The organism is Streptomyces sp. NPDC048441, assembly GCF_043200235.1.
Taxonomy (GTDB): Bacteria; Actinomycetota; Actinomycetes; order Streptomycetales; family Streptomycetaceae; genus Streptomyces.
This window is the reverse complement of record NZ_JBICXM010000006.1, coordinates 90,029-112,289: the sequence shown is the minus strand read 5'-3', so window position 1 is coordinate 112,289 and position 22,261 is coordinate 90,029. Positions and strand designations below refer to the sequence as shown.

The window sequence follows — 22,261 nt, the reverse complement described above, 5'->3', positions numbered from 1 at the left end:
GGCTGAATCTTTTCAGCCTGTCCGGCGCTTGAGGACATCTTGTACGGGGTCTGGGGCGGAGCCCCGCCGCGGCGGAGCCGCTAATGGATGCAGCCGGGAAGGGGCGGGACTGGGGAAGCCCCGCAGGGACCGCCCCTACGGCGCCACCTCCTCCGCCGTCCCCTCCGCCGCCGCCTCCCCGAACCGCGCCAACGCCAACGCCCCCACCACAGCCACCACAAAACCCAGCACCGCGAGCCACTCCATGCCGCCCCGAGTCCGATCCCCGAGCCACACCACCCCCACCACCGCAGGGCCGATCGTCTCCCCGATCACCATCCCAGCGGTAGCGGTGGTCACCGACCCCCGCTGCAAGGCAGAGGTGAGCAGCAGAAACGCCGCACCCCCGCCCACCAGCAACGCGTACGTCGCCGGATTGCGAAGCAGATCCCCCACCGCGACGGAGTCGATGAGCCGCACGGTCACCTCCACCACCCCGAAGCCGAGTCCCGCCCCCAAGCCGAGGGCCAATGCCCGCCCCCGCCCCGGCAGCCGTCCCGCCACAGCCCCGAGCACCAACACCCCGACCGCCACGCCCAGCATCACGTACCGCAGAGCCGTCGGCCCGACCCCTTCCCCCTCGTCCCCGGAGGCGAGCCCCAGCATCGCGAGCCCCGCGCACACCACCCCCACGGCCCCCCACTCCACCCCGCTCAGCCGCACCCGCAGCATCCGCGACGCCACCACCGCCGTGACGGCGAGGCTCGCGGCGAGCGCCGCCCCGACGGCGTAGATCGGGATGGAGCGCAACGCCACGATCTGGAGCAGAAAGCCGAGCCCGTCGAGCCCGAGCCCCACGATGTACCGCCACTGCTTCACCGCGCGCAGCAGCAACGCGGGGTCGACGCCCGACCCAGTCCCCGGCGCCGTGGCGCGCGCGGCGACCGCTTGGAAGACCGAGGCCGTGCCGAAGCAGACCGCTGAACCGAGTGCGCAAAACATCCCAAGAGACACGAAGTGACTGTAGAGGAGAGGGGTTCGGCTGAGCCGGTTGGCATGGCGCACGGGCCCTTACCTACGCTGATCACCGATCACGTACGGCAGATCACGTACGACAACGGGGGAGCAGCACAGCAGATGACAGCTGAGCAGGAGAAGAAGACACAGCGGCGAAAGCTGCGGTCCAGCACGGTTGTGCTCGGCGGAATGGGCGTACTCGCGGCGGCCCTGACCTCGTGCGGCTCGGAACCGGACAAGCGGTGCGTGGACCGGGACAGTTACGACGCCCTCACCGGTTACAAAGTAGTCAGCGACAAGAACTGCAAGAGCGGTACGTCCTCCTCGTACGGCACCGGAAAATCGAGCCGCACGGAAGCCGCCTGGTACTACGACGCCGACACCGAAGGCCGCCGCGCCGACTACGGCACCTTCAGCCGCAGCGAGGCAGTGGACCGCGACGGCTTCGGCTGCTCGGGCAGCGGCGGCGGCTGAGAACATGGAACGCCGCACCCTCACCCCCCGCCCCGGCTGGCAGCGGACCGTCGAGGAGCAGGGGCTCATCTACCCCCTCACGCGCTACCCCGACGACTCCCTCCGCCCCTACTGGGACGAGTCCGCCCACTACGTCTTCTCGCTCCCCGAGGTCGAAGCCCTCGAAGAGGTCGTCGAGGAGCTGCACGCGATGTGCCTGGCGGCGGCCGAGCACATCGTCACGCACGGCCGCCTCGCCGACCTCGGCATCACCGACCCCCGAGTGGCCGAAGCGGTCACCGAGGCCTGGCGTCGGCGTGCTGAACTCCCGTCCCTCTATGGGAGGTTCGACCTGCGCTACGACGGTACGGACGGCCGCCCGGCCAAGATGCTCGAGTACAACGCCGACACCCCCACCTCCCTGGTCGAGGCCGCGAGCCCGCAATGGTTCTGGATGGAGGAGCGCTTCCCCGGCGCCGACCAGTGGAACTCCCTCCACGAGCGCCTCGTCGACGCCTGGAAGAAGCAGGCATCGCTGCTCCCGCCCGGCGGCCCGCTGTACTTCGCGCACTCCGCGGGGGACGAGCTCGGCGAGGACCTGATGACGGTCGCGTATCTGCGCGAGACCGCGCAGCAGGCCGGGCTCGACACCGAGGTGATCTCCATGGAGGACATCGGCTGGGACCGGCTCTCGGGGCGCTTCGTCGACAAGAAGCTCGGCTTCATACGCAGTTGCTTCAAGCTCTACCCGTGGGAGTGGCTGACCACCGACCGTTTCGCCCCGCACGTCCTGGAGACCCTGGACAACGGCGGCGGCACCGGTTCCACACTGTGGATCGAGCCCGCCTGGAAGATGCTGCTCTCCAACAAGGCGCTGCTCGCGGTCCTTTGGGAGCTGTATCCGGACCACCCCAACCTTCTCCCCGCCTACCTGGACGGCCCTCGGGAGCTGGCTTCCGCTTCCGGCCGGGGGTACGTCACCAAGCCCCTCCTCGGCCGCGAGGGCGCCGGAGTGACCATCCATCCGCCGGGCGCCGAACCCCTCGTACGCGAAGAGCCGTGCTGCTACCAGGAGTTGGCGCCACTTCCCGACTTCGACGGCAACCGTGTGGTCCTCGGTGCGTGGGTCGTCGAGGACGAGGCGGCGGGGCTCGGCATCCGGGAGTCGGCGGGCCCGATCACGGACGAGTACGCGAGATTCCTGCCGCACGTGATTCTCTGATGTCCGGGCGAGGCTCTGCCCGCCAAGCGACCCGCTGGTCCTCACCACGCGCGGGCCCTGCTCACCAGCACCCCCGAGGGGAAGACCGACTACCTGGACGAGGATCTGCGCAACGTGGACGCGATCCTCGAACACGCCGCCAAGGCACTGGACTTCGACCAGCCGGTCGCGCTCGTCCTGCTCGGAGTCGTCATCTTCACCGACGACGACTCCGAGGCGTACGGCAATCGTGCGCCGTCTGCTCGACGCACTGCCGGCCGGCAGCCATCTCGTCCTCTCGCACACGATCACAAGACCGGCGATGCCCGACGTCGACGATGCGGTGGAGCCCGGTCGCCCGAACCCCTCAGTATCCGACCTCTCAGTAACTGAACTAGCTCAGCACCCCCCGCAGTTGATCAAGCCCCCAGTCCAGGTCCTCCTTGCTGATCACCAGCGGCGGAGCGATCCGGATCGTCGACCCGTGGGTGTCCTTGACCAGCACCCCCCTGTCCATCAGCTTCTCGGAGATCTCGCGGCCCGTGCCGTGCGACGGGTCGATGTCGACGCCCGCCCACAGACCACGGCCCCGCACTTGCGTCACCGCTCCCGTACCGGCGAGCAGCGCCAGCTCGGCGTGCAGATGCTCGCCGAGCTCGGTGGCCCGCTGCTGGAACTCGCCCGTGCTCAGCATGTCCACCACCTCGAGCGCGACGGCACACGCCAGCGGATTGCCGCCGAACGTCGACCCGTGCTCACCCGGCTTGAACACCCCGAGCACATCGGCGTCCGCCACCACCGCCGACACCGGCACGACACCACCGCCGAGCGCCTTGCCCAGGATGTACACGTCCGGCACCACCCCGTCGTGCTCGCACGCGAACGTCCTGCCCGTCCTGCCGAGCCCCGACTGGATCTCGTCCGCCATGAACAGGACGTTCCGCTCCCGCGTCAACTCCCTTACACCCGCGAGGTATCCGGCCGGCGGCACCAGGACCCCGGCCTCGCCCTGGATCGGCTCCAGGAGCACGGCCACGGTGTTCTCGGTGACCGCGTCCCGCAGCGCCGTCAGATCGCCGTACGGCACGATCTCGAAACCCGGCGTGTACGGACCGAAGTCCGCCCGCGCCTCGGGGTCCGTCGAGAAGCTGACGATGGTCGTGGTCCGCCCATGGAAGTTGTCGCGCGCGACAACGATCTTCGCCCGTCCGTCGGGCACCCCCTTGACCTGGTACCCCCACTTCCTGGCGGTCTTCACGGCTGTCTCCACCGCCTCAGCCCCGGTGTTCATCGGGAGCACCATCTCCTTGCCGCACAGCTCCGCGAGCCGCGTACAGAAGTCGGCGAACCGGTCGTGGTGGAAGGCCCGCGAGGTGAGCGTCACCCGTTCGAGCTGCGCCTTGGCGGCGTCGATCAGGCGGCGGTTGCCGTGCCCGAAATTCAGCGCCGAGTACCCGGCGAGCATGTCGAGGTAGCGGCGCCCCTCGATGTCCGTCATCCACGCACCCTCCGCCGACGCCACCACGATGGGCAGCGGGTGGTAGTTGTGCGCGCTGTGTGCTTCGGCCGAGGTGATGAACTCTTCGGTAGTCGACACGGGGTCTCCGTTCGTCCTGCGGCATGGGGCGGGTGTGGCGCCCAGTTCTATCGTCGCTCGGATCGTGGGCGAAGAAACCTGCCGACCCGGCGTGCCCGATAGGCTGGCCTCTACAGCACGGCGACTGGCGCACGGGGAACGGACCCCGAGGAAGCCGTGCGAGGCAGAACCTTCGAGGTGCCGAACGCCTGGGCACCCCGGGACCACGACCGGACACTCACCGCTCGCCCCGGAGGACGCCATGACCCACCCCTCTTCCCCGAGTTCCCCGAGCTCGGATCTCCCGGACTCCCCGAACACCCTCAGTCACCCCGCGCTCGCCGCACAGGACCCCGAACTGTCCGCACTCATCGGCGCCGAGGAACAGCTCCAGGCCGACACCCTGCGCCTGATCCCCAGCGAGAACTACGTCTCCACCGCCGTCCTCGAAGCCTCCGGCACGGTCCTGCAGAACAAGTACAGCGAGGGCTATCCGGGCCGCCGGTACTACGAGGGCCAGCAGAACATCGACCCCGTCGAGCGCCTCGCCGTCGCCCGCGCGAAGTCCGTCTTCGGCGTCGAGCACGCCAACGTCCAGCCCTACTCCGGCTCCCCGGCCAACCTCGCCGTCTACCTCGCCTTCGCCGAGCCCGGCGACACCGTGATGGGCATGGCCCTCCCCATGGGCGGCCACCTCACCCACGGCTGGGGCGTCTCCGCCACCGGCAAGTGGTTCCGCGGCGTCCAGTACGGCGTCCGCCACGACACGGGCCTCATCGACTTCGACGAGGTGCGCGACCTGGCCCTCAAGGAACGCCCCAAGCTGATCTTCTGCGGTGGCACCGCCCTCCCCCGCACCATCGACTTCGCCGCCTTCGCCGAGATCGCCCGCGAGGCGGGGTCCGTCCTGGTCGCCGACATCGCGCACATCGCCGGGCTGATCGCGGGCGGCGCCCACCCCTCACCGGTGCCGCACGCCGACGTGATCTCCACGACCACCCACAAGACCCTGCGCGGCCCTCGCGGCGCGATGCTGATGTCCCGCGACGAGCACGCCAAGGCCATCGACAAGGCGGTCTTCCCCGGCCTCCAGGGCGGCCCGCACAACCAGACCACCGCGGCCATCGCCGTGGCCCTGCACGAGGCGTCGCGGCCCTCCTTCCGTGACTACGCCCACGCGGTCGTCGCCAACGCCCGCGCCCTCGCCGAAGCCCTGCTCGCCCGCGGCTTCGACCTCGTCTCCGGCGGCACCGACAACCACCTGATCCTGATGGACCTCACCCCCAAGGACGTCCCCGGCAAGATCGCCGCCAAGGCCCTCGACCGGGCCGGGATCGTCGTCAACTACAACACCGTGCCGTACGACCCGAGGAAGCCGTTCGACCCCTCCGGCGTCCGCATCGGCACCCCCTCGCTCACCTCCCGCGGTCTCGGTACGCAGCACATGCCGACCGTCGCCGACTGGATCGACCGTGGCGTCGCAGCGGCCGGCGCCGGTGACGAGGACGCCCTGACGAAGATCCGGTCCGAGGTCGCCGACCTGATGGCCGCCCATCCGGCCCCGGGCCTGCCGACCCACTGACCAGCCGGACGCAGTGTGTTTCTCGTCTCATCGGCGTCTCATCGGCGTCTCATCGGCGACGATCGGCAACCCGAGCGGACCGCCCCGATCGTCGCCGACCCGATCACGAGATCGCGGCACACCCGTCACACGCCTGTTTCCGAGCAATGAGAGTCACCTGAGAGAATGAGTCTCATGGCCTCTGATCGTCCTCGCGTGCTCTCCGGAATCCAGCCCACCGCCGGCTCGTTCCACCTCGGCAACTACCTTGGCGCGGTCCGCCAGTGGGTGGCGCTGCAGGAGTCCCACGACGCGTTCTACATGGTGGTGGACCTGCACGCGATCACGCTTCCACAGGACCCGGCCGACCTGCGCGCCAACACCCGCCTCGCCGCAGCCCAGCTCCTCGCGGCCGGACTCGACCCGGACCGGTGCACGCTCTTCGTCCAGAGCCATGTGCCCGAGCACGCCCAGCTCGCCTGGGTCATGAACTGCCTCACAGGCTTCGGCGAGGCCTCTCGCATGACGCAGTTCAAGGACAAATCGGCCAAGCAGGGTGCCGAGCGCGCCTCCGTCGGCCTCTTCACGTACCCGGTCCTCCAGGTGGCGGACATCCTGCTCTACCAGGCCAATCAGGTCCCGGTCGGCGAGGACCAGCGCCAGCACATCGAGCTGACCCGCGACCTCGCGGAGCGCTTCAACGGCCGGTTCGGTGAGACGTTCACCGTCCCGGCGGCGTACATCCTCAAGGAGACGGCCAAGATCTACGACCTTCAGGACCCGTCGATCAAGATGAGCAAGTCGGCGTCCACGCCGAAGGGCCTGATCAACCTCCTCGACGAGCCCAAGGCCACCGCCAAGAAGGTCAAGAGCGCGGTCACCGACACCGACACGGTCGTGCGCTACGACACCGAGAACAAGCCGGGTGTCAGCAACCTCCTCACGATCTACTCGACCCTCACGGGCACCGGTATTCCGGAACTGGAGCAGAAGTACTCCGGCAAGGGCTACGGTGCGCTGAAGACGGACCTCGCCGAGGTCATGGTCGAGTTCGTGACCCCCTTCCGGGACCGTACCCAGGCGTATCTGGACGACCCGGAGACGCTCGACTCGATCCTGGCCAAGGGTGCGGAGAAGGCGCGCGCCGTCGCCGCGGAGACCCTCGCCCAGGCGTACGACAAGGTGGGCTTCCTGCCCGCCAAGCACTGAGCCACACCACCTCCGGTACCGACCCCGGTACAGCAGCGCCCTCTGCCCGCCACCCGACCGACAGGAGTACGACGTGGGGACCGTAACGATCGGTGTGTCGATCGCGGTCCCGGAGCCTCACGGCAGCCTGCTCCAGGAGCGGCGCGCGGGCTTCGGGGACCCCGCGGCGCACGGCATCCCCACCCACGTCACGCTGCTGCCGCCGACCGAGGTGGACGCCACGGCGCTGCCCGCCGTCGAGGCGCACCTGGTGGCCGTCGCGGCCGCCGGGCGCCCCTTCCCCATGCGGCTCTCCGGTACGGGCACGTTCCGTCCGCTGTCGCCTGTCGTCTTCGTACAGGTGAGCGCGGGCGGATCGGCCTGCGGCTGGCTTCAGGAGCGGGTGCGGGACGCGTCCGGGCCCATGCCGCGCGAGCTGCAGTTCCCGTACCACCCGCACGTGACCGTGGCGCACGGCATCTCCGAAGAGGCCATGGACCGGGCGTACGCGGAGCTGTCGGAGTACGAGGCCGAGTGGCCCTGCACCGGCTTCGCGCTCTACGAACAGGGCGCCGACGGAGTGTGGCGCAAGCTGCGCGAGTTCGTCTTCGGAGGCGGCGGCCCTGTCGTACCCCCGCAGGCGGCGGCCCCGGTCACGCACGGCACGCTGCCCGCCCGCTGACCTGAGCGCCGCCCTCCGGAGGGCCTCACACCGGAAGGCGCCGGAACACCGTCCGCGGCACGTGACGCAGCGCCGACATGACCACCCGGAGCGCGCCGGGCACCCACACCGTCTCCGAGCGCCGCCGCAGGCCCGTCTCGATGGCCAGCGCGACCGCGTCCGGAGTGGTCGCCATCGGGGCCTCCTCCAGGCCCGCCGTCATCTTGGAGCGTACGAAGCCGGGGCGGACGACCATCACGTGCACCCCCGTGCCGTGCAGCGCGTCACCGAGGCCCTGGGCGAAGGCGTCGAGGCCCGCCTTGCTCGACCCGTAGATGAAGTTCGAGCGGCGGGCCCGCTCGCCCGCGACCGACGAGAGCACCACCAGGGAGCCGTGCCCCTGGGCCTGCAGCGACCGCGCGCACACCAGGCCCGCCGAGACGGCGCCGGTGTAGTTCGTCTGGGCGACCCGCACGGCGGACAGCGGCTCGTCCTCGTCGCGTGCCTGGTCGCCGAGGATCCCGAAGGCCAGCAGGACCATGTCGATGTCACCCTCGGCGAAGATCTTGCCGAGCACGGACTCGTGGGACTCGGAGTCGAGCGCGTCGAAGGCGACGGTGCGGACGTCCGCACCCATGTCGCGCAGGCCCTCGGCGGCCTTCTCCAGGCCCGGGGACGGCCGTCCGGCGAGCCACACCGTGCGGGTGCGCCGGGCGACGAGACGGCGGGCGGTGGCGAGGCCGATCTCGGAGGTGCCGCCGAGTACGAGCAGGGACTGGGGGGTGCCGAAGGCGTCCTTCATGGGGCCAACTCCTGGAAGTGCTAGAGGGCGAGGCGGCGCGAGAGGTCGGAGCGGAACAGGCCGTGCGGGTCGAGGTCCGCCCGCAGTGCGCGGAAATCGTCGAGCCGCGGATACATCGCGGCGAGCATCTCGGGCCGCAGGCGTGAGTCCTTGGCCAGATAGACGCGACCGTCGGTGGCGGCCACCTCCTCGTCAAGTTCGTCGAGGAAGGCGCCGAGGCCCGGCAGGTTCGCCGGGATGTCCAGGGCGAGGGTCCAGCCGGCCATCGGGAAGGAGAGCCAGCCCGGATCGCCCTCTCCGAAGCGCTTCAGTACGGCGAGGAAGGACGGGCAGCCGCGCTCCGAGATGCGCCCCACGATGCGCCGCAGGGCCTCTTCCTTGCCGTACCCGACGACGAATTGGTACTGCACGAAACCGCCGCGTCCGTAGACGCGGTTCCAGTGCGGGACGCCGTCGAGAGGGTGGAAGAACGTCGAGATCTTCTGGAGCTCGCCCATCCGGATGCGGGGCGCCTTGCGGTACCAGAGCTCATTGAAGAGGCCCACCGACTTCCGCCCGAGCAGCCCTTCGGGCAGGAAACGCGGGGCGGGCGGCAGCTGGCCGGGGCGGAACGTCAACGGGGCTCTGCGCGCGCGTGGCGGAAGGGCGTCCAGGGGAGCGTGGTCGCCGCGCGTGAGGACCGAGCGCCCCATCGCCGCACCGCGCGCGAGGAGGTCGATCCAGGCCACGGAGTATCGGTAGCGGTGGTCGGTGGCGGTGAGGCGGGCCATCAAGTCGTCCAGGTCGGTGGCGCGTTCCGTGTCCACCGACATCAACGATGTCTCGACGGGCTGTAGTTGAAGCGTCGCCGCGAGGATCACGCCGGTCAGGCCCATGCCGCCCGCCGTCGCGTCGAACAGGGCGCTGCCGCGCTCGACCGCGCGCACCGTGCCGTCGGCGGTGAGCAGTTCCACCGCCATGACGTGCCGCGAGAACGAACCGGAGCCGTGGTGGTTCTTGCCGTGGATGTCCGTGCCGATCGCGCCGCCGACGGTCACATAGCGGGTCCCCGGTGTCACCGGCACGAACCAGCCGAGCGGGAGCAGGACTTCCATCAGGCGGTGCAGAGAGACCCCCGCGTCGCACAGGACGGTGCCCGCGTCCGCGTCGATGGCGTGCACACGGTCCATGCCGGTCATGTCGAGGACCGCGCCGCCCGCGTTCTGCGCGGCGTCCCCGTAGGCCCGTCCAAGGCCCCTGGCGATGCCACCACGCTCCCCGCAGGCCTGGAGGGCGGCCACGGCCTCCTCGGGCGAACGGGGGCGGATCAGACGGGCGGTGGACGGCGCGGTGCGCCCCCAGCCCGACACGGACACGGCCTCGGACGTCGTCACGGTCGCTGAGTCGGCAGGCGGAGCGGAGTCGGCAGGCATAGGCGTGACCGTATCGCCCGAGCAGGGATAGTTTGCCCCAATTCATCCGAGCCCTCACCGAAATGGGTGATTGATGGAGTGTCGTCCTATATTGCCGTAAATATTTAGATGTTGCCTAGAAGAGTCGGAAGGCGGAGTCCCTGAAGCCATCGGAGAAGTCACCGGAGAAGTCACCGGAGATGTCGCCGGAGAAGTCATCGGAGAAGGAGGCCACATGCACGACATGGACCAGCGGCTGCTGTCGGCCCTGCGCGACTGCGGCTCCGACGCGCGCGTGGCGACCACCGCACGCGCCCTGTCCTGGACCGGCGAGCACGGCGCCCTCTGGATCATCGCGGGGTTCGCGGGCGCCGCGGCCGACCGCGAACGGCGCGGCGCGTGGCTGCGCGCCACGGCGCTGACCGCGGCGGCACACCTCGCCAGCATGGGCGTCAAGCGGATCGTGCGGCGTCCGCGCCCCGGCGGCGAGGCGGGCGTGGAGCCCCTCGTCAGGACCGCGGGGCGGCACTCCTTCCCCAGTTCGCACGCCACTTCGGCCGCCGCGGCCACCGTCGCGTACGGCGCGCTGAGCCCCGTCGGAGCCCGCATCGTGCCGCCGCTCGCCGCCGCGATGTGCGTGTCCCGGATGGTCGTCGGCGTCCACTACCCGAGCGACGTGGCCGCCGGAGCAGCCCTCGGCGCCCTCACCGCGCGCGTGGGCACCGCCTGGCTGAACGGGGGCCGCGGCAATGGCTGACCCCGCCGCCCTGCTCGAACGCCCCCGCCCGCCCCAGCCGCCGGACACCGGCCCGCTCGCCCTGTCGCGGGGCCTCCTGAAGACCGCGCGGCCCCGCCAGTGGGTGAAGAACATCCTGGTCGTCGCCGCCCCCGCCGCCGCGGGCGAGCTCTTCTCGCGCCACTCGCTGACCCAACTCGCCGTAGTCTTCGCCCTGTTCACGGCCGCCGCGTCCGCCGTCTACCTCATCAACGACGCGCGCGACGCCGATGCCGACCGCGCCCACCCCACCAAGTGCCGCAGACCGGTCGCCGCGGGTCAGGTCCCGGTGCCGGTCGCCTACGCGGTCGGCGGGCTGCTCGCCGTGCTCGCTCCCGTGGCCGCCGCCGCGCTCTGCACGCCCCTGACGGCGGCGCTGCTCGCCGCCTACGTAGTGATGCAACTGGCCTACTGCGTCAGCCTCAAGCACGTCCTCGTCGTCGACCTCGCCGTCGTCACCACGGGCTTCCTGATGCGGGCGATGATCGGGGGAGTGGCACTCGGCATCCCGCTCTCGCGGTGGTTCCTGATCACCACGGGCTTCGGCGCGCTCTTCATGGTCTCCGCCAAGCGCTACTCCGAAGCCGTCCAGATGGCCGGGAGCTCCGAGAAACCGGGCGCCACGCGCGCGTTGCTCACCGAATACACCACCGGCTACCTCCGCTTCGTCTGGCAGCTGGCAGCGGGCGTCGCCGTCCTCGCGTACTGCCTGTGGGCCATGGAGAGCGGCGGCACCGCCAACGGCAGCCTGCTGCCCTGGCGGCAGCTGTCGATGGCGGCCTTCGTCCTCGCGGTCCTGCGGTACGCCGTCTTCGCGGACCGGGGCACCGCGGGCGAGCCGGAGGACGTCGTGCTGCGCGACCGGGCGCTGGCCGTCATCGGTCTGGTGTGGCTCGCGATGTACTGCCTCGCGGTCGCCGACTGGTGAGCACACTCAGGGAGCGGGCGCGGGCCATGGGCCCCGAACTGCTCGGCTTCGCCACGGCAGGGATCTGCGCGTACGCCGCCGACCTCGGCCTCTTCATCTGGCTGCGCGGACCGGTCGGCCTCGACCCGCTGACCGCCAAGGCGCTGTCCTTCGTCGCCGGTTGCACGGTCGCGTACGCGGGCAACGCGCTCGGCACCTACCGGCGCGCGGCGGCCGAGGTCCCGCGCCTTCGCCAGTACGGGATCTTCTTCGCGGTCAACATCGCGGGCGCCCTCGTGCAGTTGCTCTGCATCGCCGTCTCTCACTACGGTCTCGGCCTCACCTCGCAGCGCGCGGACACCATTTCCGGGGCGGGAATCGGTATGGCGCTCGCCACTGTTCTGCGTTTTTGGGGTACCCGGACCTTGGTCTTCCGTACAGCGGGCAGGGAGGCGACATGGACTGGCTGAAAAAGCTCCCCGGAATCGGGCCGCTGGTGGAGCGGCTGATGCGCACGCACGCGTGGAGCGCGTACGAGCGCCTCGACAACGTGAAATGGGCCCGTCTCGCGGCAGCGATGACGTTCATCAGCTTCCTCGCGCTCTTTCCGCTGATCACCGTCGCCGCCGCGATCGCGGCCGCGACGCTCTCCAGCAGTCAGCAGGACAAGATCGAGGACACCATCTCCAAGCAGGTCCCCGGCATCTCCGACCAGCTGGACCTGGACGCCCTGGTCGCCAACGCGGGCACCATCGGGCTCATCGCGGGCGCCCTGCTGCTCTTCACCGGCATCGGCTGGGTCGGTTCGATAAGAGAGTGCCTGCGGGTCGTCTGGGAGCTGCCGGACGAGGAGGAGAACCCCTTCCTGCGCAAGGTCAAGGACGCCGGGGTGCTCGTCGGACTCGGTGGCGCCGGGCTCGCGTCGGTCGTCGCCTCGACCCTCGCGTCGACCGCCGTCGGCTGGAGCGCCGACCTCCTCGGGGTCTCCAAGGACGGCTGGGGCGGTGTGCTGCTGCAAGGCATCGCGTTCGCCATCGCCGTCCTCGCGGACTTCCTGCTGCTGCTCTACGTCCTGACACTGCTGCCCGGCGTGGAGCCGCCGAGCCGTCACCTGATCACCGCCGCTCTGATCGGCGCGGCCGGGTTCGAGCTGCTCAAGCTGCTGCTCGGCGGCTACATGAAGGGCGTCGCCTCGAAGAACATGTACGGCGCCTTCGGAGTGCCCGTCGCGCTGCTCCTGTGGATCAACTTCACCGCGAAGCTACTGCTGTTCTGCGCCGCCTGGACGGCGACGCGGAAGCAGGAAGATACAGAAGCCGAGCAAGAAGAAGGGCAGGAGGAGCCTGACAGGGTCAGCGACGGCCCTTCCGGCGCACCAGGTCCGGCAGCGGCAGCCGGCGGCTGATCACGAACCACCCGGCGGCCAGGAGCGCCAGGACGCCACCCACGACCGCGAGCGCGACGCCGACACCGCCCGAGTCCTTGTCGGAGGCGTGTGCCACGCTCTTGGCCGCTCCCGACCCGCCCTTGCCCGCGCCGGGCGCACCCTTGCCGCTGCCCGTACCGGCACCCTTCGGAGCGACCAGTTCGCCCACCGGGTCGACCTTGCCCGAGGCCTTGAAGCCCCAGTCCAGGAGGCGCTCGGTCTCCTTGTAGACCGCGTGCTGCTCCCCGGAGTCGGGGTTCATGACGGTGACAAGGAGCACCTTGCCGTCGCGCTCGGCGACACCGGTGAAGGTGTTGCCCGCGTTCGTGGTGCTGCCGTTCTTGACGCCCGCGATGCCCTTGTAGGCATCGAGACCGATGTCCCCCGTAAGGAGTCGGTTGGTGTTCTGGATCGCGAAGGACTCGCGCTTCTTCTTGCCCTTGTCCTTGCCCTTCGTGACCTTCTTGGTCTCGCCGGGAAACTGGGCGGTGGCCGTCGAGCAGTACTCGCGGAAGTCCTTCTTCTGTAGCCCGGAGCGGGCGAAGAGCGTCAGGTCGTACGCGGAGGAGACCTGCCCCTTCTCGTCGTAGCCGTCCGGGCTGACCACGTGGGTGTCGAGGGCCTGTAGTTCCTCGGCATGCGACTGCATGTTCTTGACGGTCTCCGGGACACCGCCGTTCATCGCGGACAGGACGTGCACCGCGTCATTGCCCGACCGCAGGAAGACGCCGAGCCACAGGTCGTGGACCGAGTACGTCTCGTTCTCCTTGACGCCGACCAGGCTGCTGCCCGCGCCCATGCCCGCCAGGTCGGAGAGCTCGACCTTGTGCTTCTGCGTCTTGGGGAACTTCGGCAGGACCGTGTCCGCGAAGAGCATCTTCAGGGTGCTCGCCGGGGGCAGCCGCCAGTGCGAGTTGTGCGAGGCGAGCACCTCGCCCGTCTCGGCGTCGGAGACCATCCAGGAGCGCGCCGAAAGCTCCTTGGGGAGCACGGGAGCGCCCGCCTTCAGGCTCACCTGGGTGCCTGGCTCGCCGAGCTTGGCGCCGCCTACGGTCGACATGGACGCGGGTGGCTTGGGCTTGCTCTCGCCCCCCGGCTTGCCGTCCGCCAGCGCGGGCGCTGCGGTGGACATGGTCAGCAATGCGGCGGAAGTGACCAACAAGGCGGTCTTTTTTACGGCAGGCACGGACGAGAACGTACAGGGCGTCGCTGTGGAAGTCGTCGGCGAGGTGGCCTGTGTCCCGGGCTCCCCACCCCGGCGGCGGTGCGGAAGAGAGGCTCGCGATACTGAACGTATGAAGCTCAGCCGCCCGGTCTCCTGGTTCCTGCTCGCCTTCGGTGTGTGGAGCTGGTTCATCTGGATCACTTTCGTCAAGAACCTGTGGAAGGACGGCAGCGGGCTCGCCTTCGACGATGCCGGCGACCCGACGGCGTACTTCTGGGTGCATCTGACGCTCGCCGTAGCCTCCTTTGTCTTGGGGACGGTCGTAGGGACCATCGGGTTGCGCGGAGTGCGTGCTCTGCGCCGTACGTCATAGCTGACCGGTCACTGTCGAGGAGCGCGCACCGTGGTCATCCTGTTCGTGCTGGCCGGTATCGCCGCGCTCGCGGCCCTCGCCGGGATGCAGTGGTACGCGTGGCGGCGGCTGGTGCGGGACACGACGGCCGGGCCCGGGTTGGCCCGCCGCGCGGGCGCCGTGGTCTTCGCCGCGGGGCCGCTGCTGATGTTCGCGGCGGTCGCGGGTGAGCGGGCCGGGGCGCCGTTCTGGCTACAGAAGGTGCTTGCCTGGCCGGGCTTCATGTGGATGGCGCTGTCGATCTACCTCGTGCTCGCGCTTCTTGTGGGTGAGCTTGTACGCCCCTTCTTCTTGAAGAGGCGAGCGAACCCCGTTGCTACGGAGCCCCCCACTCCTACGGAGGGCACCGGTTCCGTGGCGGCCCTCTCCGTAGCGGTCCCTTCCGTAGTGGCACCCTCCGTAGCGGCCCCCTCGCGACGTCTCTTCGTCTCCCGGATCGTGGGCGGGACCGCCGCTACCGTCGCCGTCGGGACGGTCGGCTACGGAACGTACGGCGTCCTGCGCGGCCCCCGGGTGAAGCGCGTCACCGTGCCGTTGGCCAAGCTGCCGCGCGGGGCGCACGGGTTCCGGATCGCCGTGGTCAGCGACATCCACCTGGGGCCGATTCTCGGCCGCGGCTTCACCCAGCGCGTGGTCGACACGATCAACGGCACACAGCCCGACCTCATCGCGGTCGTCGGCGACCTGGTCGACGGCAGCGTCGAAGACCTGGGGCCCGCCGCGGCGCCGCTCGCACAGCTCCGCGCGCGGCACGGAACGTACTTCGTGACCGGCAACCACGAGTACTTCTCCGGAGCCGAGCAGTGGGTCGATCACGTACGCGAACTCGGCCTGCGCCCCCTGGAGAACGCCCGCACCGAACTGCCCGGCTTCGACCTCGCCGGTGTGGACGACGTGGCGGGCGAGAGCGAGGGGCACGGTCCCGACTTCGCCAAGGCGCTCGGCGACCGGGACCGCTCGCGGGCCTCCGTGCTCCTGGCCCACCAGCCGGTCGTCATCCACGACGCGGTCAAGCACGGTGTCGACCTCCAGCTCTCCGGGCACACCCACGGAGGACAGCTTTGGCCAGGCAATTTCATCGCCGACCTGGCCAACCCGACGCTCGCGGGCCTGGAGCGGTACGGCGACACGCAGCTGTACGTGACGCGTGGCGCCGGTGCGTGGGGGCCGCCGGTACGGGTCGGTGCGCCGTCCGACATCACGGTCGTGGAACTGGCCTCCCGCCAGGCGTAACCGCATAGGCGTTCGATGTACGGCGGGCCTGGCCGGATATTGCCGGGCCGTGAGGTGACGGTGTGACACCGGACGTTTCCTCTGCGCAGCATTAAGTGTAGGAAGCGTGTGCGGTTTCGGCGCGCGGGTGTGCCATCGGGTGTGCCATAGGGGGAAGAGGATTGTTGCGACGCCATGCCTTCCGGCTGCCACCGCATCCGGCTTCCGTCTCGCTCGCCCGGATCCGCGTGAGCGATCACCTGGCGGAGTGGGGTCACGCGCAGGAGAGCCGGACGCTGCACGACGCCGTACTTCTTGTCTCGGAACTCGTGACGAACGCCGTCTGCCACGGTGTGGTTCCCGGACGGGATTTCGAGGTGGCGGTCACGGTGCTCGCCGACGGCGACTGCTTCATAGAGGTCTCCGACGAGAGCCCGACAACCCCTGAGCTGCGGGAAGCGGACCCCTGGCAGGAGAACGGCCGCGGCCTGCGGCTCCTCGACGAGCTCGCCGAGGCGTGGGGCGTCTGGCAGCGGGGGCGGCACGGGAAGACGGTCTGGGCGCTGGTGCGCAAGTGAGGCCCTGAGCTCTGCCGGGCACGCGCATCCCCGCATTCCCTCCCTGCATCCCCGCGTTCCCGCATCCCCGCATCCCCGCATCCCCGCGTTCCCGCGTGCGGCGCCCTCAATTCGCTCTGTGCGCAGGCAACGTCACCGTCACCGTGAGCCCCGCCCCCGGCGCCGTCTCCACCCCCACATCGCCGCCGTGCGCCGCGACGACCCCCTGCACGATCGCCATGCCGAGCCCACTCCCCGCGCCCCCGCCCGCCCGGAAGAACCGGTCGAACACCCGCGTCGCGTCCTCCTCCGCGAGGCCGGGCCCCTCGTCGGCGACGCGTAGCCGCACTACGCCGTTCTCGCGCGCCACGCCCAATGTGACCGGTGTGTCGGCGGGCGTGTGGACGCGTACGTTGGCAAGGAGATTGCCGAGCACCTGGCGCAGCCCCGACTCGTCCGCGCGGATCAGCACCGCCCCGTCGGCGCGGACCGTCAGCGGGCGCTCCGGCTCCTGCACCCGCAGATCGTCGGCGGCGTCTCGTACCAGGCGGCTCAAGTCGACGCTCCGCAAGCGGAGTTCCGGCTGCTGGTCCAGGCGGGCCAGGGTCAGCAGCTCGTCGACGAGGTGTCCCATCCGGTCGGTCTCCGAGATGACGCGGCTCCACGCGCGCGTGCGTTCCGCCGGATCGCGGAGCATCCCCTTGTCCCACAGCTGGAGATATCCGCGGATCGCCGACAAGGGCGTACGCAGCTCGTGCGAGGCATCGGCGACGAAGCGGCGCAGCTGTGCCGAGCTGCGCTCGCGGGTCTCGAAGGCCGACTCGACCTGGTGGAGCATGGAGTTGAGGGCGAGCCGCAGCTGCTCGGTCTCCGTCGCCGGGGCGCGGCTGGACGGCACGCGCCGGGTCAGATCGCCCTCGGCGATCGCGGACGCCGTCTCGACCATGTCCTCCAGGGGACGGAGCCGGTGGTGCGCGGAGATCATCGTCAGGACCGCGAGCAGCCCCAACAGGACCACTCCGAAGGCGGCGTCGAGTTTGAGCGCCTTCTTGATGCCCGATTCCACGTTCTCCGTGGCCGCCGCCATCAGGACCGTCGTGCCGTCGTCGAGCCGCGCGCCCACCATGCGGTGGGCGTCGCCGTCCAAGGAGACGTCCTGCGGATCGGACTCGGAGGCGACCTCTTCGGGGTCGTCGACGGCGGCGGCCAAGGCCCGCTGGCGCGGGGTCGGTGCGAGCGCGCCGATGGCGACGGGCTCGCCGCCCTTGTCTATCGCCACGAACACCGTGTCCCCGCGCGGGAGTGCGCTCGCGCTCTCCTTGCTCCCTGGCGAGAGCTTGTCGAGTGCGATGCCCAGTTCGCTGAGCCGCTCGATGTCCTTCATGGTGAGCCCGGTGCTCAGCAGGGAGAGGCGCGACTGCGTCAGTTCGGCGTCCACTTTGTCGAGCAGATAGTGGCGCATGCCCATGACGCTCACCCCGGTCGCCACGATGATGCCGAGGGCAAGGAGCGCCACGTTCACCCATGTGAGCTTGGCGCGCAGCGAGCTCATGCCGCGGTGCGCACGCCTCATGCGAGGCCGTACCCGACACCCCGCCGGGTCGTGATCACCGGCGGGCCGAGCGCGTCCAGCTTGCGCCGCAGATAGCTGATGTAGGTCTCCACCACGGTCGACTCGGCCGTGTGCTCGTACTGCCACACATGGCGCAGGAGCTGCTCCTTGGGCACCACACGGCCGCCGTTGCGGACGAGGAAGCGCAGCAGGGCGTACTCGGTCGGCGTGAGCTGCGCCGTGCGGCCCGCGCGGCGCACCACGTAGGTCACCTCGTCCAGTTCCAGGTCTCCGTAGCGCAGGGGCGGACGCTGGGGGAGTACGTCGCCCGCCCTGGTGCGGCGCAGGACCGCGCCGATACGGGCGACGACCTCGTCGATGTTGAACGGCTTGGTGATGTAGTCGTCGCCGAAGCCGAGCGCGCCCACGACCTCGGCGGGCGAGTCCCGCGCGGTCAGGAACACCAGTGCCAACTCGGGCTGCCGGGAACGCAGTTCCCTGGCGAGAGCACGGCCGTCGCCGTCCGGGAGCATCACGTCAAGGAGCGCCGCGTCGGGCCGGGTGCGCTCGGCGAGCGCGAGGGCCTCGTGCACGGTGCCCGCCACCATCACATCGAAGTGGTGGTAGCGCAGAGCGATGGCGAGTACGTCGGCGATGCTCGGCTCGTCCTCGACGACGAGCACGGTGGCCCCGGCGGTGGCCCCGGCACTCCGGTCGGGCCGCCGCACTCCGACATCTGTTCCCTGCTGGCCTTCGGCGTGGCTCATGCCCCCAGTATCGGCGCGCGCGTTGTACGAAGTCCCGGACGGTGCTTTGGAGTTCCTTGAGAATCATGGCCGCGTCGGCCCTCAGGGGCGCCGTGCCGCCGATGCTGAGGCTTCTGAAGGCACGGACCCGGGGGACCCGGCGACGCGGAGGAGGAGTGGATCGTGGCGGCATTGGCGCGATGGTGCTATCGGCACCGTCTGGTGGTCCTTGTGCTGTGGGTGGGGGCACTGTTCGGTCTGGGCGCGGCGGGGACATCGGCGGGCACCGACTACTCGAATGTGTTCTCTCTGCCGGACACGGATTCCAAGACTGCGTACGACCTGATGACGAAGGCGTTCCCGGAGCGCTCCGGAGACACCGACACGGTCGTCTGGCGCGTCGACGAAGGAGCGTCGGCCCGTGACGCGGGCGTACGCTCCCGTATCGAGCCCGCGCTCAAGGAGATTGCAGGCATGAAGGGTGTCGGCGAGGTCGAGAGCCCCTACGCGTCCAAGGAGGCGGGCGCGGCCCAGATCAGCCGGAACGGACGGATCGCGTACGCCCAGGTGACCTTCACCGAGCAGGCGAACGAGGTCCCCAAGGGCCTGGTCCAGGACGTCGTGGACACCGCCCAGCAGGCCGAGAAGGCGGGCCTGAAGGTCGAACTGGGCGGCCAGGCGATCGCCCGCATCCAGGAGCCGCCCACCGGCACCTCCGAGCTGGTCGGCATCGCGGCCGCCGCCGTCGTGCTCTTCCTGGCCTTCGGCTCGCTCTTCGCGATGGTCCTGCCGATCGTCATCGCCGTCTTCGGTGTAGGCATGGGCATGTTGTCGACGATGCTGCTCAGCCACGTCACGGCCATCCCCGAAGTGGCCCCGCTGCTCGGCTCCCTGATCGGCCTGGGCGTCGGCATCGACTACGCGCTCTTCATCGTCACCCGGCACCGGCGCGGCATCCTGCGCGGTATGCGGCCCGAGGAGTCCGCGGTGCAGGCCCTGAACACCTCGGGTCGTGCGGTGCTCTTCGCGGGCGGCACGGTGTGCATCGCGCTCGCCGGGATGCTGGTGATGAACATGCGCTTCCTGGACGGCGTGGTCATCGCGGCCTCCCTGACAGTGGTCCTGAGCGTCCTCGCCGCCATCACCCTGCTGCCCTCGCTCCTCGGACTGCTCGGCCCCCGAGTGCTCAGTCGCAGGCAGCGGCGCCGACTCGCGGCCACAGGACCCGAACCGGCCGAGACGAGCGGCCTCGCGGCGCGCTGGTCCTCGTACGTCCAAAAGCGCCCGCGCTCGATCGCGGCACTCGCCTTCGTAGTGATGGCCTTCCTGGCCGTGCCGCTCCTGTCCCTGCGGCTCGGCGCGACCGACCAGGGCAATCACCAGGAGTCGACGACGACCCGGCAGGCGTACGACATGCTCGCCGACGGATTCGGTCCGGGATTCAATGGCCCCCTCCAAGTAGTGGCTGAAGAAGGCGACACCGGAGGCCTGGTGGCGACCATCCGCGAGACGGAGGGCGTCGCGAGGGTGGCCGCGGCGCCACCCTCGGACGGCATCTCGGTGATCAACGTCATCCCGACCACATCGCCCCAGTCCGAGGAGACGGACCAACTCATCGACCGTCTACGGGGAGACGTGATTCCGGCAGCCGGAGTCGATGCCCATGTGGGCGGCGTCACGGCCGTCTTCAAGGACTTCGCCGCGGTGACTGGCGACCGACTGCCCTACTTCGTAGGAGCGATCATCGCGCTCGGCTTCCTCTTGTTGCTGATCGCGTTCCGCTCCCTGGTGGTGCCGCTGACGGCTGCCCTGATGAACCTGATCGCGGCGGCGGCGTCCTTCGGCGTACTGGTGGCGGTCTTCCAGTGGGGCTGGGGCACGGAGCTGCTCGGCATCGGCAAGGAGGGCCCGATCACGGCCTTCCTGCCCGTCATCATGCTGTCGCTGCTCTTCGGGCTCTCGATGGACTACCAGGTGTTCCTGGTGAGCCGTATGCACGAGGAATGGGTGCATACGAAGGACAACGCCCGCGCGGTCCGCGTGGGCCTCGCCGAGACGAGCAGGGTCATCAACTGCGCGGCCCTGATCATGATCTGCGTCTTCTCCGCGTTCGTCCTGAGCGGCGACATGGAGGGCGCGATGGCGGGCATCGGTCTCGCGGCCGCGGTGGCCCTTGACGCGTTCATCCTGCGCACCGCCCTGGTCCCGGCGGCCATGCATCTGCTCGGCCGCTCCAACTGGTGGCTCCCCGCGGGCCTGGAGAAGCGCCTGCCGCACCTGGCGGTGGAACCGCGGGAGGCACCGGAGGAGACGGGACCCGTGCCCCACGCGCGCGTGGCGGAGTCCGACGGCGAAGGCGTCACCTCCGCCTCCGTAGTGCACGGTTTCATCCGTACCGCGGAAGGCGAACCGATAGAAGGCGCGACCCTGACCCTCCTCTCCAAGGCGGGCCGCCAGCAGGACCGCGTCACCTCCCTCGCGGACGGTTCGTACATCGTCGCGGCCCCGTCGGCGGGCGCCTACCTGCTGGCCGTCACGGCCCCCGGCTACGCGGCCCGCGCGCGGCACATCGCGGTCGCGGGCGAACCGCTGGTGTACGACGTGGAGCTGGCGGCGGGTGAGGTGGACGCGGTCAACTAGCCGGCCAGGACCTGGGTCAGACGGTCCTGACCCTCGGCAGCCCCGTCACGGACATCACCAACGAGTAGAGCGAGGTCGTCGCCGCGATGAAGAGCCGGTTGTTCTTCGGCCCGCCGAAGGCGATGTTGGCGACGGCCTCGGGGACGGTGATCCGTCCGATGAGGGTGCCGTCGGGGTCGTAGCAGTGCACACCGTCGTCGAGGGCGGCGGCCCACAGCCGCCCCCCGTCGTCGAACCGGATGTTGTCGAAGCCGGAGCTCTTCGATTCGGCGAAGACGGTGCCGTCCGAAAGGGTCCCGTCATCGCGTACGTCGAAGACGCGGATCGCGGCGGCGCGCGAGTCAGAGACGTACAACTGCCGCTCGTCAGGGGAGAAGACGAGTCCGTTCGGGCCCTCGAACTCGTCCGCGACGAGCTTCACCGCCCCTGTCACCGGATCGATCCGATAGACGTTGCAGGCGCCGATCTCGGGGGTCGCCCGGAACCCTTCGTAGTCACTGGTGATCCCGAAGTCCGGGTCGGAGAACCAGACCGACCCGTCGGAGCGGACCACGGCGTCGTTCGGGCTGTTGAACCGCTTGCCTTCGTAGCGGTCGGCGAGGACGGTGACGCGACCGTCGTGCTCGGTACGGGTGACGCGCCGGTTGCCCTGTTCGCAGCAGATCAACCGGCCTTCGCGGTCAAGGGTGTTGCCGTTGACGTTCCCGGCGGACGACCGGAAGACGCCGACGGCACCGGTCGCCTCGTCCCAGCGCAGCAGCCGGTCGTTGGGTATGTCGCTCCAGATGAGCTGCCGCCAGGCGGGCAGGTAGAGCGGCCCTTCGGCCCACCGGCAGTCGTCGTGCAGCACTTCGAGCTTGCTGTCCCCGTTGGCGCACCTTCCGGTGCGGAAGCGCTCGTCCAGGATCTCGTACGACGTCGGGAACTTCTGGGAAGACATGGTGGGCCCCTGCCTGAAGTATGAACGGGTCAACGAATCACATTCGGTGGTGAGACGATATCGCAGTACGAGATATGGTCTACAGCAAAGATGCCGAACG

Annotated in this window: 21 protein-coding genes, 1 pseudogene and 1 riboswitch; of the genes and pseudogenes, 14 read left to right on the top strand and 8 right to left on the bottom strand. The window is 69.9% G+C overall.

Annotated elements, in window-relative coordinates; translation table 11 throughout:
* Positions 1 to 135 precede the first annotated feature (135 nt).
* Positions 136 to 981, bottom strand: coding sequence for a hypothetical protein (locus ACGFSB_RS16700; protein WP_393400156.1), 846 nt, complete (start codon positions 979 to 981; stop codon positions 136 to 138).
* A 135-nt stretch (positions 982 to 1,116) separates the two neighbouring features.
* Here ACGFSB_RS16700 and ACGFSB_RS16695 point away from each other — a divergent pair, with 135 nt between their 5' ends.
* The 3 genes and pseudogenes from ACGFSB_RS16695 to ACGFSB_RS16685 form a co-directional block, all read left to right on the top strand.
* On the top strand, positions 1,117 to 1,470 hold the full coding sequence (locus ACGFSB_RS16695) for a hypothetical protein (protein ID WP_393399304.1): 354 nt from the start codon (positions 1,117 to 1,119) through the stop codon (positions 1,468 to 1,470).
* A 4-nt stretch (positions 1,471 to 1,474) separates the two neighbouring features.
* Entirely contained in the window at positions 1,475 to 2,671 is a 1,197-nt protein-coding gene (locus ACGFSB_RS16690; RefSeq protein WP_393399302.1) for a glutathionylspermidine synthase family protein, read from the top strand.
* Between the two features lie 25 nt (positions 2,672 to 2,696).
* Positions 2,697 to 2,996 (top strand): annotated as a pseudogene (locus ACGFSB_RS16685) (SAM-dependent methyltransferase); the annotation flags it as partial.
* 48 nt (positions 2,997 to 3,044) lie between these two features.
* Here ACGFSB_RS16685 and rocD read toward each other — a convergent pair.
* Positions 3,045 to 4,247 (bottom strand): ornithine--oxo-acid transaminase, encoded by a 1,203-nt coding sequence (gene rocD, locus ACGFSB_RS16680; RefSeq protein WP_393399300.1) that lies wholly within the window; start codon positions 4,245 to 4,247, stop codon positions 3,045 to 3,047.
* Between the two features lie 110 nt (positions 4,248 to 4,357).
* Positions 4,358 to 4,448, top strand: a riboswitch (ZMP/ZTP riboswitch).
* 40 nt (positions 4,449 to 4,488) lie between these two features.
* Here rocD and glyA point away from each other — a divergent pair.
* The 3 genes from glyA to ACGFSB_RS16665 all read left to right on the top strand — a co-directional run bounded on the left by glyA (position 4,489) and on the right by ACGFSB_RS16665 (position 7,657).
* The gene (glyA, locus tag ACGFSB_RS16675) at positions 4,489 to 5,808 is read left to right on the top strand and encodes a serine hydroxymethyltransferase (RefSeq protein ID WP_393399298.1); all 1,320 of its coding nucleotides are present in this window, start codon (positions 4,489 to 4,491) and stop codon (positions 5,806 to 5,808) included.
* Between the two features lie 174 nt (positions 5,809 to 5,982).
* On the top strand, positions 5,983 to 6,996 hold the full coding sequence (gene trpS, locus ACGFSB_RS16670; RefSeq protein WP_393399296.1) for a tryptophan--tRNA ligase: 1,014 nt from the start codon (positions 5,983 to 5,985) through the stop codon (positions 6,994 to 6,996).
* A 73-nt stretch (positions 6,997 to 7,069) separates the two neighbouring features.
* Positions 7,070 to 7,657, top strand: coding sequence for a 2'-5' RNA ligase family protein (locus ACGFSB_RS16665; protein ID WP_393399294.1), 588 nt, complete (start codon positions 7,070 to 7,072; stop codon positions 7,655 to 7,657).
* A 25-nt stretch (positions 7,658 to 7,682) separates the two neighbouring features.
* Here ACGFSB_RS16665 and ACGFSB_RS16660 read toward each other — a convergent pair whose 3' ends face one another.
* Both ACGFSB_RS16660 and ACGFSB_RS16655 read right to left on the bottom strand, forming a co-directional pair.
* Complete coding sequence (locus ACGFSB_RS16660) at positions 7,683 to 8,438, bottom strand: decaprenylphospho-beta-D-erythro-pentofuranosid-2-ulose 2-reductase (RefSeq protein ID WP_393399291.1); 756 nt, start codon at positions 8,436 to 8,438, stop codon at positions 7,683 to 7,685.
* A gap of 20 nt (positions 8,439 to 8,458) precedes the next feature.
* Complete coding sequence (locus ACGFSB_RS16655; RefSeq protein ID WP_393399288.1) at positions 8,459 to 9,850, bottom strand: FAD-binding protein; 1,392 nt, start codon at positions 9,848 to 9,850, stop codon at positions 8,459 to 8,461.
* A gap of 214 nt (positions 9,851 to 10,064) precedes the next feature.
* Between ACGFSB_RS16655 and ACGFSB_RS16650 the strand changes: the two genes are divergently transcribed.
* The 4 genes from ACGFSB_RS16650 to ACGFSB_RS16635 are packed head-to-tail and all read left to right on the top strand — an operon-like array spanning position 10,065 to position 12,916.
* Positions 10,065 to 10,586 carry a phosphatase PAP2 family protein gene (locus ACGFSB_RS16650; RefSeq protein WP_393399285.1) on the top strand — a complete coding sequence of 174 codons (522 nt, stop codon included), beginning with the start codon at positions 10,065 to 10,067 and terminating at the stop codon, positions 10,584 to 10,586.
* Positions 10,579 to 11,532: a decaprenyl-phosphate phosphoribosyltransferase gene (locus tag ACGFSB_RS16645; protein ID WP_393399282.1), complete on the top strand. Its 954-nt coding sequence runs from the start codon at positions 10,579 to 10,581 to the stop codon at positions 11,530 to 11,532. The genes ACGFSB_RS16650 and ACGFSB_RS16645 overlap by 8 nt, the downstream gene beginning before the upstream one ends.
* A gap of 26 nt (positions 11,533 to 11,558) precedes the next feature.
* Positions 11,559 to 11,981 (top strand): GtrA family protein, encoded by a 423-nt coding sequence (locus ACGFSB_RS16640; RefSeq protein ID WP_393400154.1) that lies wholly within the window; start codon positions 11,559 to 11,561, stop codon positions 11,979 to 11,981.
* Positions 11,969 to 12,916: a YihY/virulence factor BrkB family protein gene (locus ACGFSB_RS16635; protein ID WP_393399279.1), complete on the top strand. Its 948-nt coding sequence runs from the start codon at positions 11,969 to 11,971 to the stop codon at positions 12,914 to 12,916. Before ACGFSB_RS16640 ends, ACGFSB_RS16635 begins: the two co-directional genes overlap by 13 nt.
* On the opposite strand, the gene ACGFSB_RS16630 is transcribed toward ACGFSB_RS16635, so the two are convergent.
* Positions 12,864 to 14,123: a D-alanyl-D-alanine carboxypeptidase family protein gene (locus ACGFSB_RS16630; RefSeq protein ID WP_393399276.1), complete on the bottom strand. Its 1,260-nt coding sequence runs from the start codon at positions 14,121 to 14,123 to the stop codon at positions 12,864 to 12,866. The two genes, ACGFSB_RS16635 and ACGFSB_RS16630, sit on opposite strands and share 53 nt — an antisense overlap.
* 109 nt (positions 14,124 to 14,232) lie before the next feature.
* Between ACGFSB_RS16630 and ACGFSB_RS16625 the strand changes: the two genes are divergently transcribed.
* The 3 genes from ACGFSB_RS16625 to ACGFSB_RS16615 all read left to right on the top strand — a co-directional run bounded on the left by ACGFSB_RS16625 (position 14,233) and on the right by ACGFSB_RS16615 (position 16,304).
* Positions 14,233 to 14,475: an SCO4848 family membrane protein gene (locus ACGFSB_RS16625; RefSeq protein WP_249588213.1), complete on the top strand. Its 243-nt coding sequence runs from the start codon at positions 14,233 to 14,235 to the stop codon at positions 14,473 to 14,475.
* Positions 14,476 to 14,505: 30 nt separating this feature from the next.
* Positions 14,506 to 15,747, top strand: a complete 1,242-nt coding sequence (locus tag ACGFSB_RS16620; RefSeq protein WP_393399272.1) for a metallophosphoesterase — start codon at positions 14,506 to 14,508, stop codon at positions 15,745 to 15,747.
* Between the two features lie 161 nt (positions 15,748 to 15,908).
* Positions 15,909 to 16,304 (top strand): ATP-binding protein, encoded by a 396-nt coding sequence (locus ACGFSB_RS16615; RefSeq protein WP_393399269.1) that lies wholly within the window; start codon positions 15,909 to 15,911, stop codon positions 16,302 to 16,304.
* Positions 16,305 to 16,410: 106 nt separating this feature from the next.
* Here the strand turns inward: ACGFSB_RS16615 and ACGFSB_RS16610 are convergent, their stop codons facing one another.
* Both ACGFSB_RS16610 and ACGFSB_RS16605 read right to left on the bottom strand, forming a co-directional pair.
* Positions 16,411 to 17,856 (bottom strand): ATP-binding protein, encoded by a 1,446-nt coding sequence (locus ACGFSB_RS16610; protein ID WP_393399266.1) that lies wholly within the window; start codon positions 17,854 to 17,856, stop codon positions 16,411 to 16,413.
* Positions 17,853 to 18,518: a response regulator transcription factor gene (locus tag ACGFSB_RS16605; protein ID WP_393400151.1), complete on the bottom strand. Its 666-nt coding sequence runs from the start codon at positions 18,516 to 18,518 to the stop codon at positions 17,853 to 17,855. The genes ACGFSB_RS16610 and ACGFSB_RS16605 overlap by 4 nt, the downstream gene beginning before the upstream one ends.
* 255 nt (positions 18,519 to 18,773) lie before the next feature.
* On the opposite strand from ACGFSB_RS16605, the gene ACGFSB_RS16600 reads away from it, so the two are divergent.
* The gene (locus tag ACGFSB_RS16600; RefSeq protein WP_393400149.1) at positions 18,774 to 21,221 is read left to right on the top strand and encodes an MMPL family transporter; all 2,448 of its coding nucleotides are present in this window, start codon (positions 18,774 to 18,776) and stop codon (positions 21,219 to 21,221) included.
* A gap of 16 nt (positions 21,222 to 21,237) precedes the next feature.
* Here the strand turns inward: ACGFSB_RS16600 and ACGFSB_RS16595 are convergent, their stop codons facing one another.
* Positions 21,238 to 22,161 carry an SMP-30/gluconolactonase/LRE family protein gene (locus ACGFSB_RS16595; protein WP_393399263.1) on the bottom strand — a complete coding sequence of 308 codons (924 nt, stop codon included), beginning with the start codon at positions 22,159 to 22,161 and terminating at the stop codon, positions 21,238 to 21,240.
* Between the last annotated feature and the right edge of the window lie 100 nt (positions 22,162 to 22,261).

Bases quoted from the DNA above. Each gene is read 5' to 3' on its own strand.
- ACGFSB_RS16700 (WP_393400156.1), bottom strand. From the start codon at position 981: ATGTTTTGCGCACTCGGTTCAGCGGTCTGCTTCGGCACGGCCTCGGTC.
- ACGFSB_RS16695 (WP_393399304.1), top strand. From the start codon at position 1,117: ATGACAGCTGAGCAGGAGAAGAAGACACAGCGGCGAAAGCTGCGGTCC.
- ACGFSB_RS16690 (WP_393399302.1), top strand. From the start codon at position 1,475: ATGGAACGCCGCACCCTCACCCCCCGCCCCGGCTGGCAGCGGACCGTC.
- glyA (WP_393399298.1), top strand. From the start codon at position 4,489: ATGACCCACCCCTCTTCCCCGAGTTCCCCGAGCTCGGATCTCCCGGAC.
- trpS (WP_393399296.1), top strand. From the start codon at position 5,983: ATGGCCTCTGATCGTCCTCGCGTGCTCTCCGGAATCCAGCCCACCGCC.
- ACGFSB_RS16660 (WP_393399291.1), bottom strand. From the start codon at position 8,438: ATGAAGGACGCCTTCGGCACCCCCCAGTCCCTGCTCGTACTCGGCGGC.
- ACGFSB_RS16655 (WP_393399288.1), bottom strand. From the start codon at position 9,850: ATGCCTGCCGACTCCGCTCCGCCTGCCGACTCAGCGACCGTGACGACG.
- ACGFSB_RS16650 (WP_393399285.1), top strand. From the start codon at position 10,065: ATGCACGACATGGACCAGCGGCTGCTGTCGGCCCTGCGCGACTGCGGC.
- ACGFSB_RS16645 (WP_393399282.1), top strand. From the start codon at position 10,579: ATGGCTGACCCCGCCGCCCTGCTCGAACGCCCCCGCCCGCCCCAGCCG.
- ACGFSB_RS16640 (WP_393400154.1), top strand. From the start codon at position 11,559: ATGGGCCCCGAACTGCTCGGCTTCGCCACGGCAGGGATCTGCGCGTAC.
- ACGFSB_RS16635 (WP_393399279.1), top strand. From the start codon at position 11,969: ATGGACTGGCTGAAAAAGCTCCCCGGAATCGGGCCGCTGGTGGAGCGG.
- ACGFSB_RS16625 (WP_249588213.1), top strand. From the start codon at position 14,233: ATGAAGCTCAGCCGCCCGGTCTCCTGGTTCCTGCTCGCCTTCGGTGTG.
- ACGFSB_RS16610 (WP_393399266.1), bottom strand. From the start codon at position 17,856: ATGAGGCGTGCGCACCGCGGCATGAGCTCGCTGCGCGCCAAGCTCACA.
- ACGFSB_RS16595 (WP_393399263.1), bottom strand. From the start codon at position 22,161: ATGTCTTCCCAGAAGTTCCCGACGTCGTACGAGATCCTGGACGAGCGC.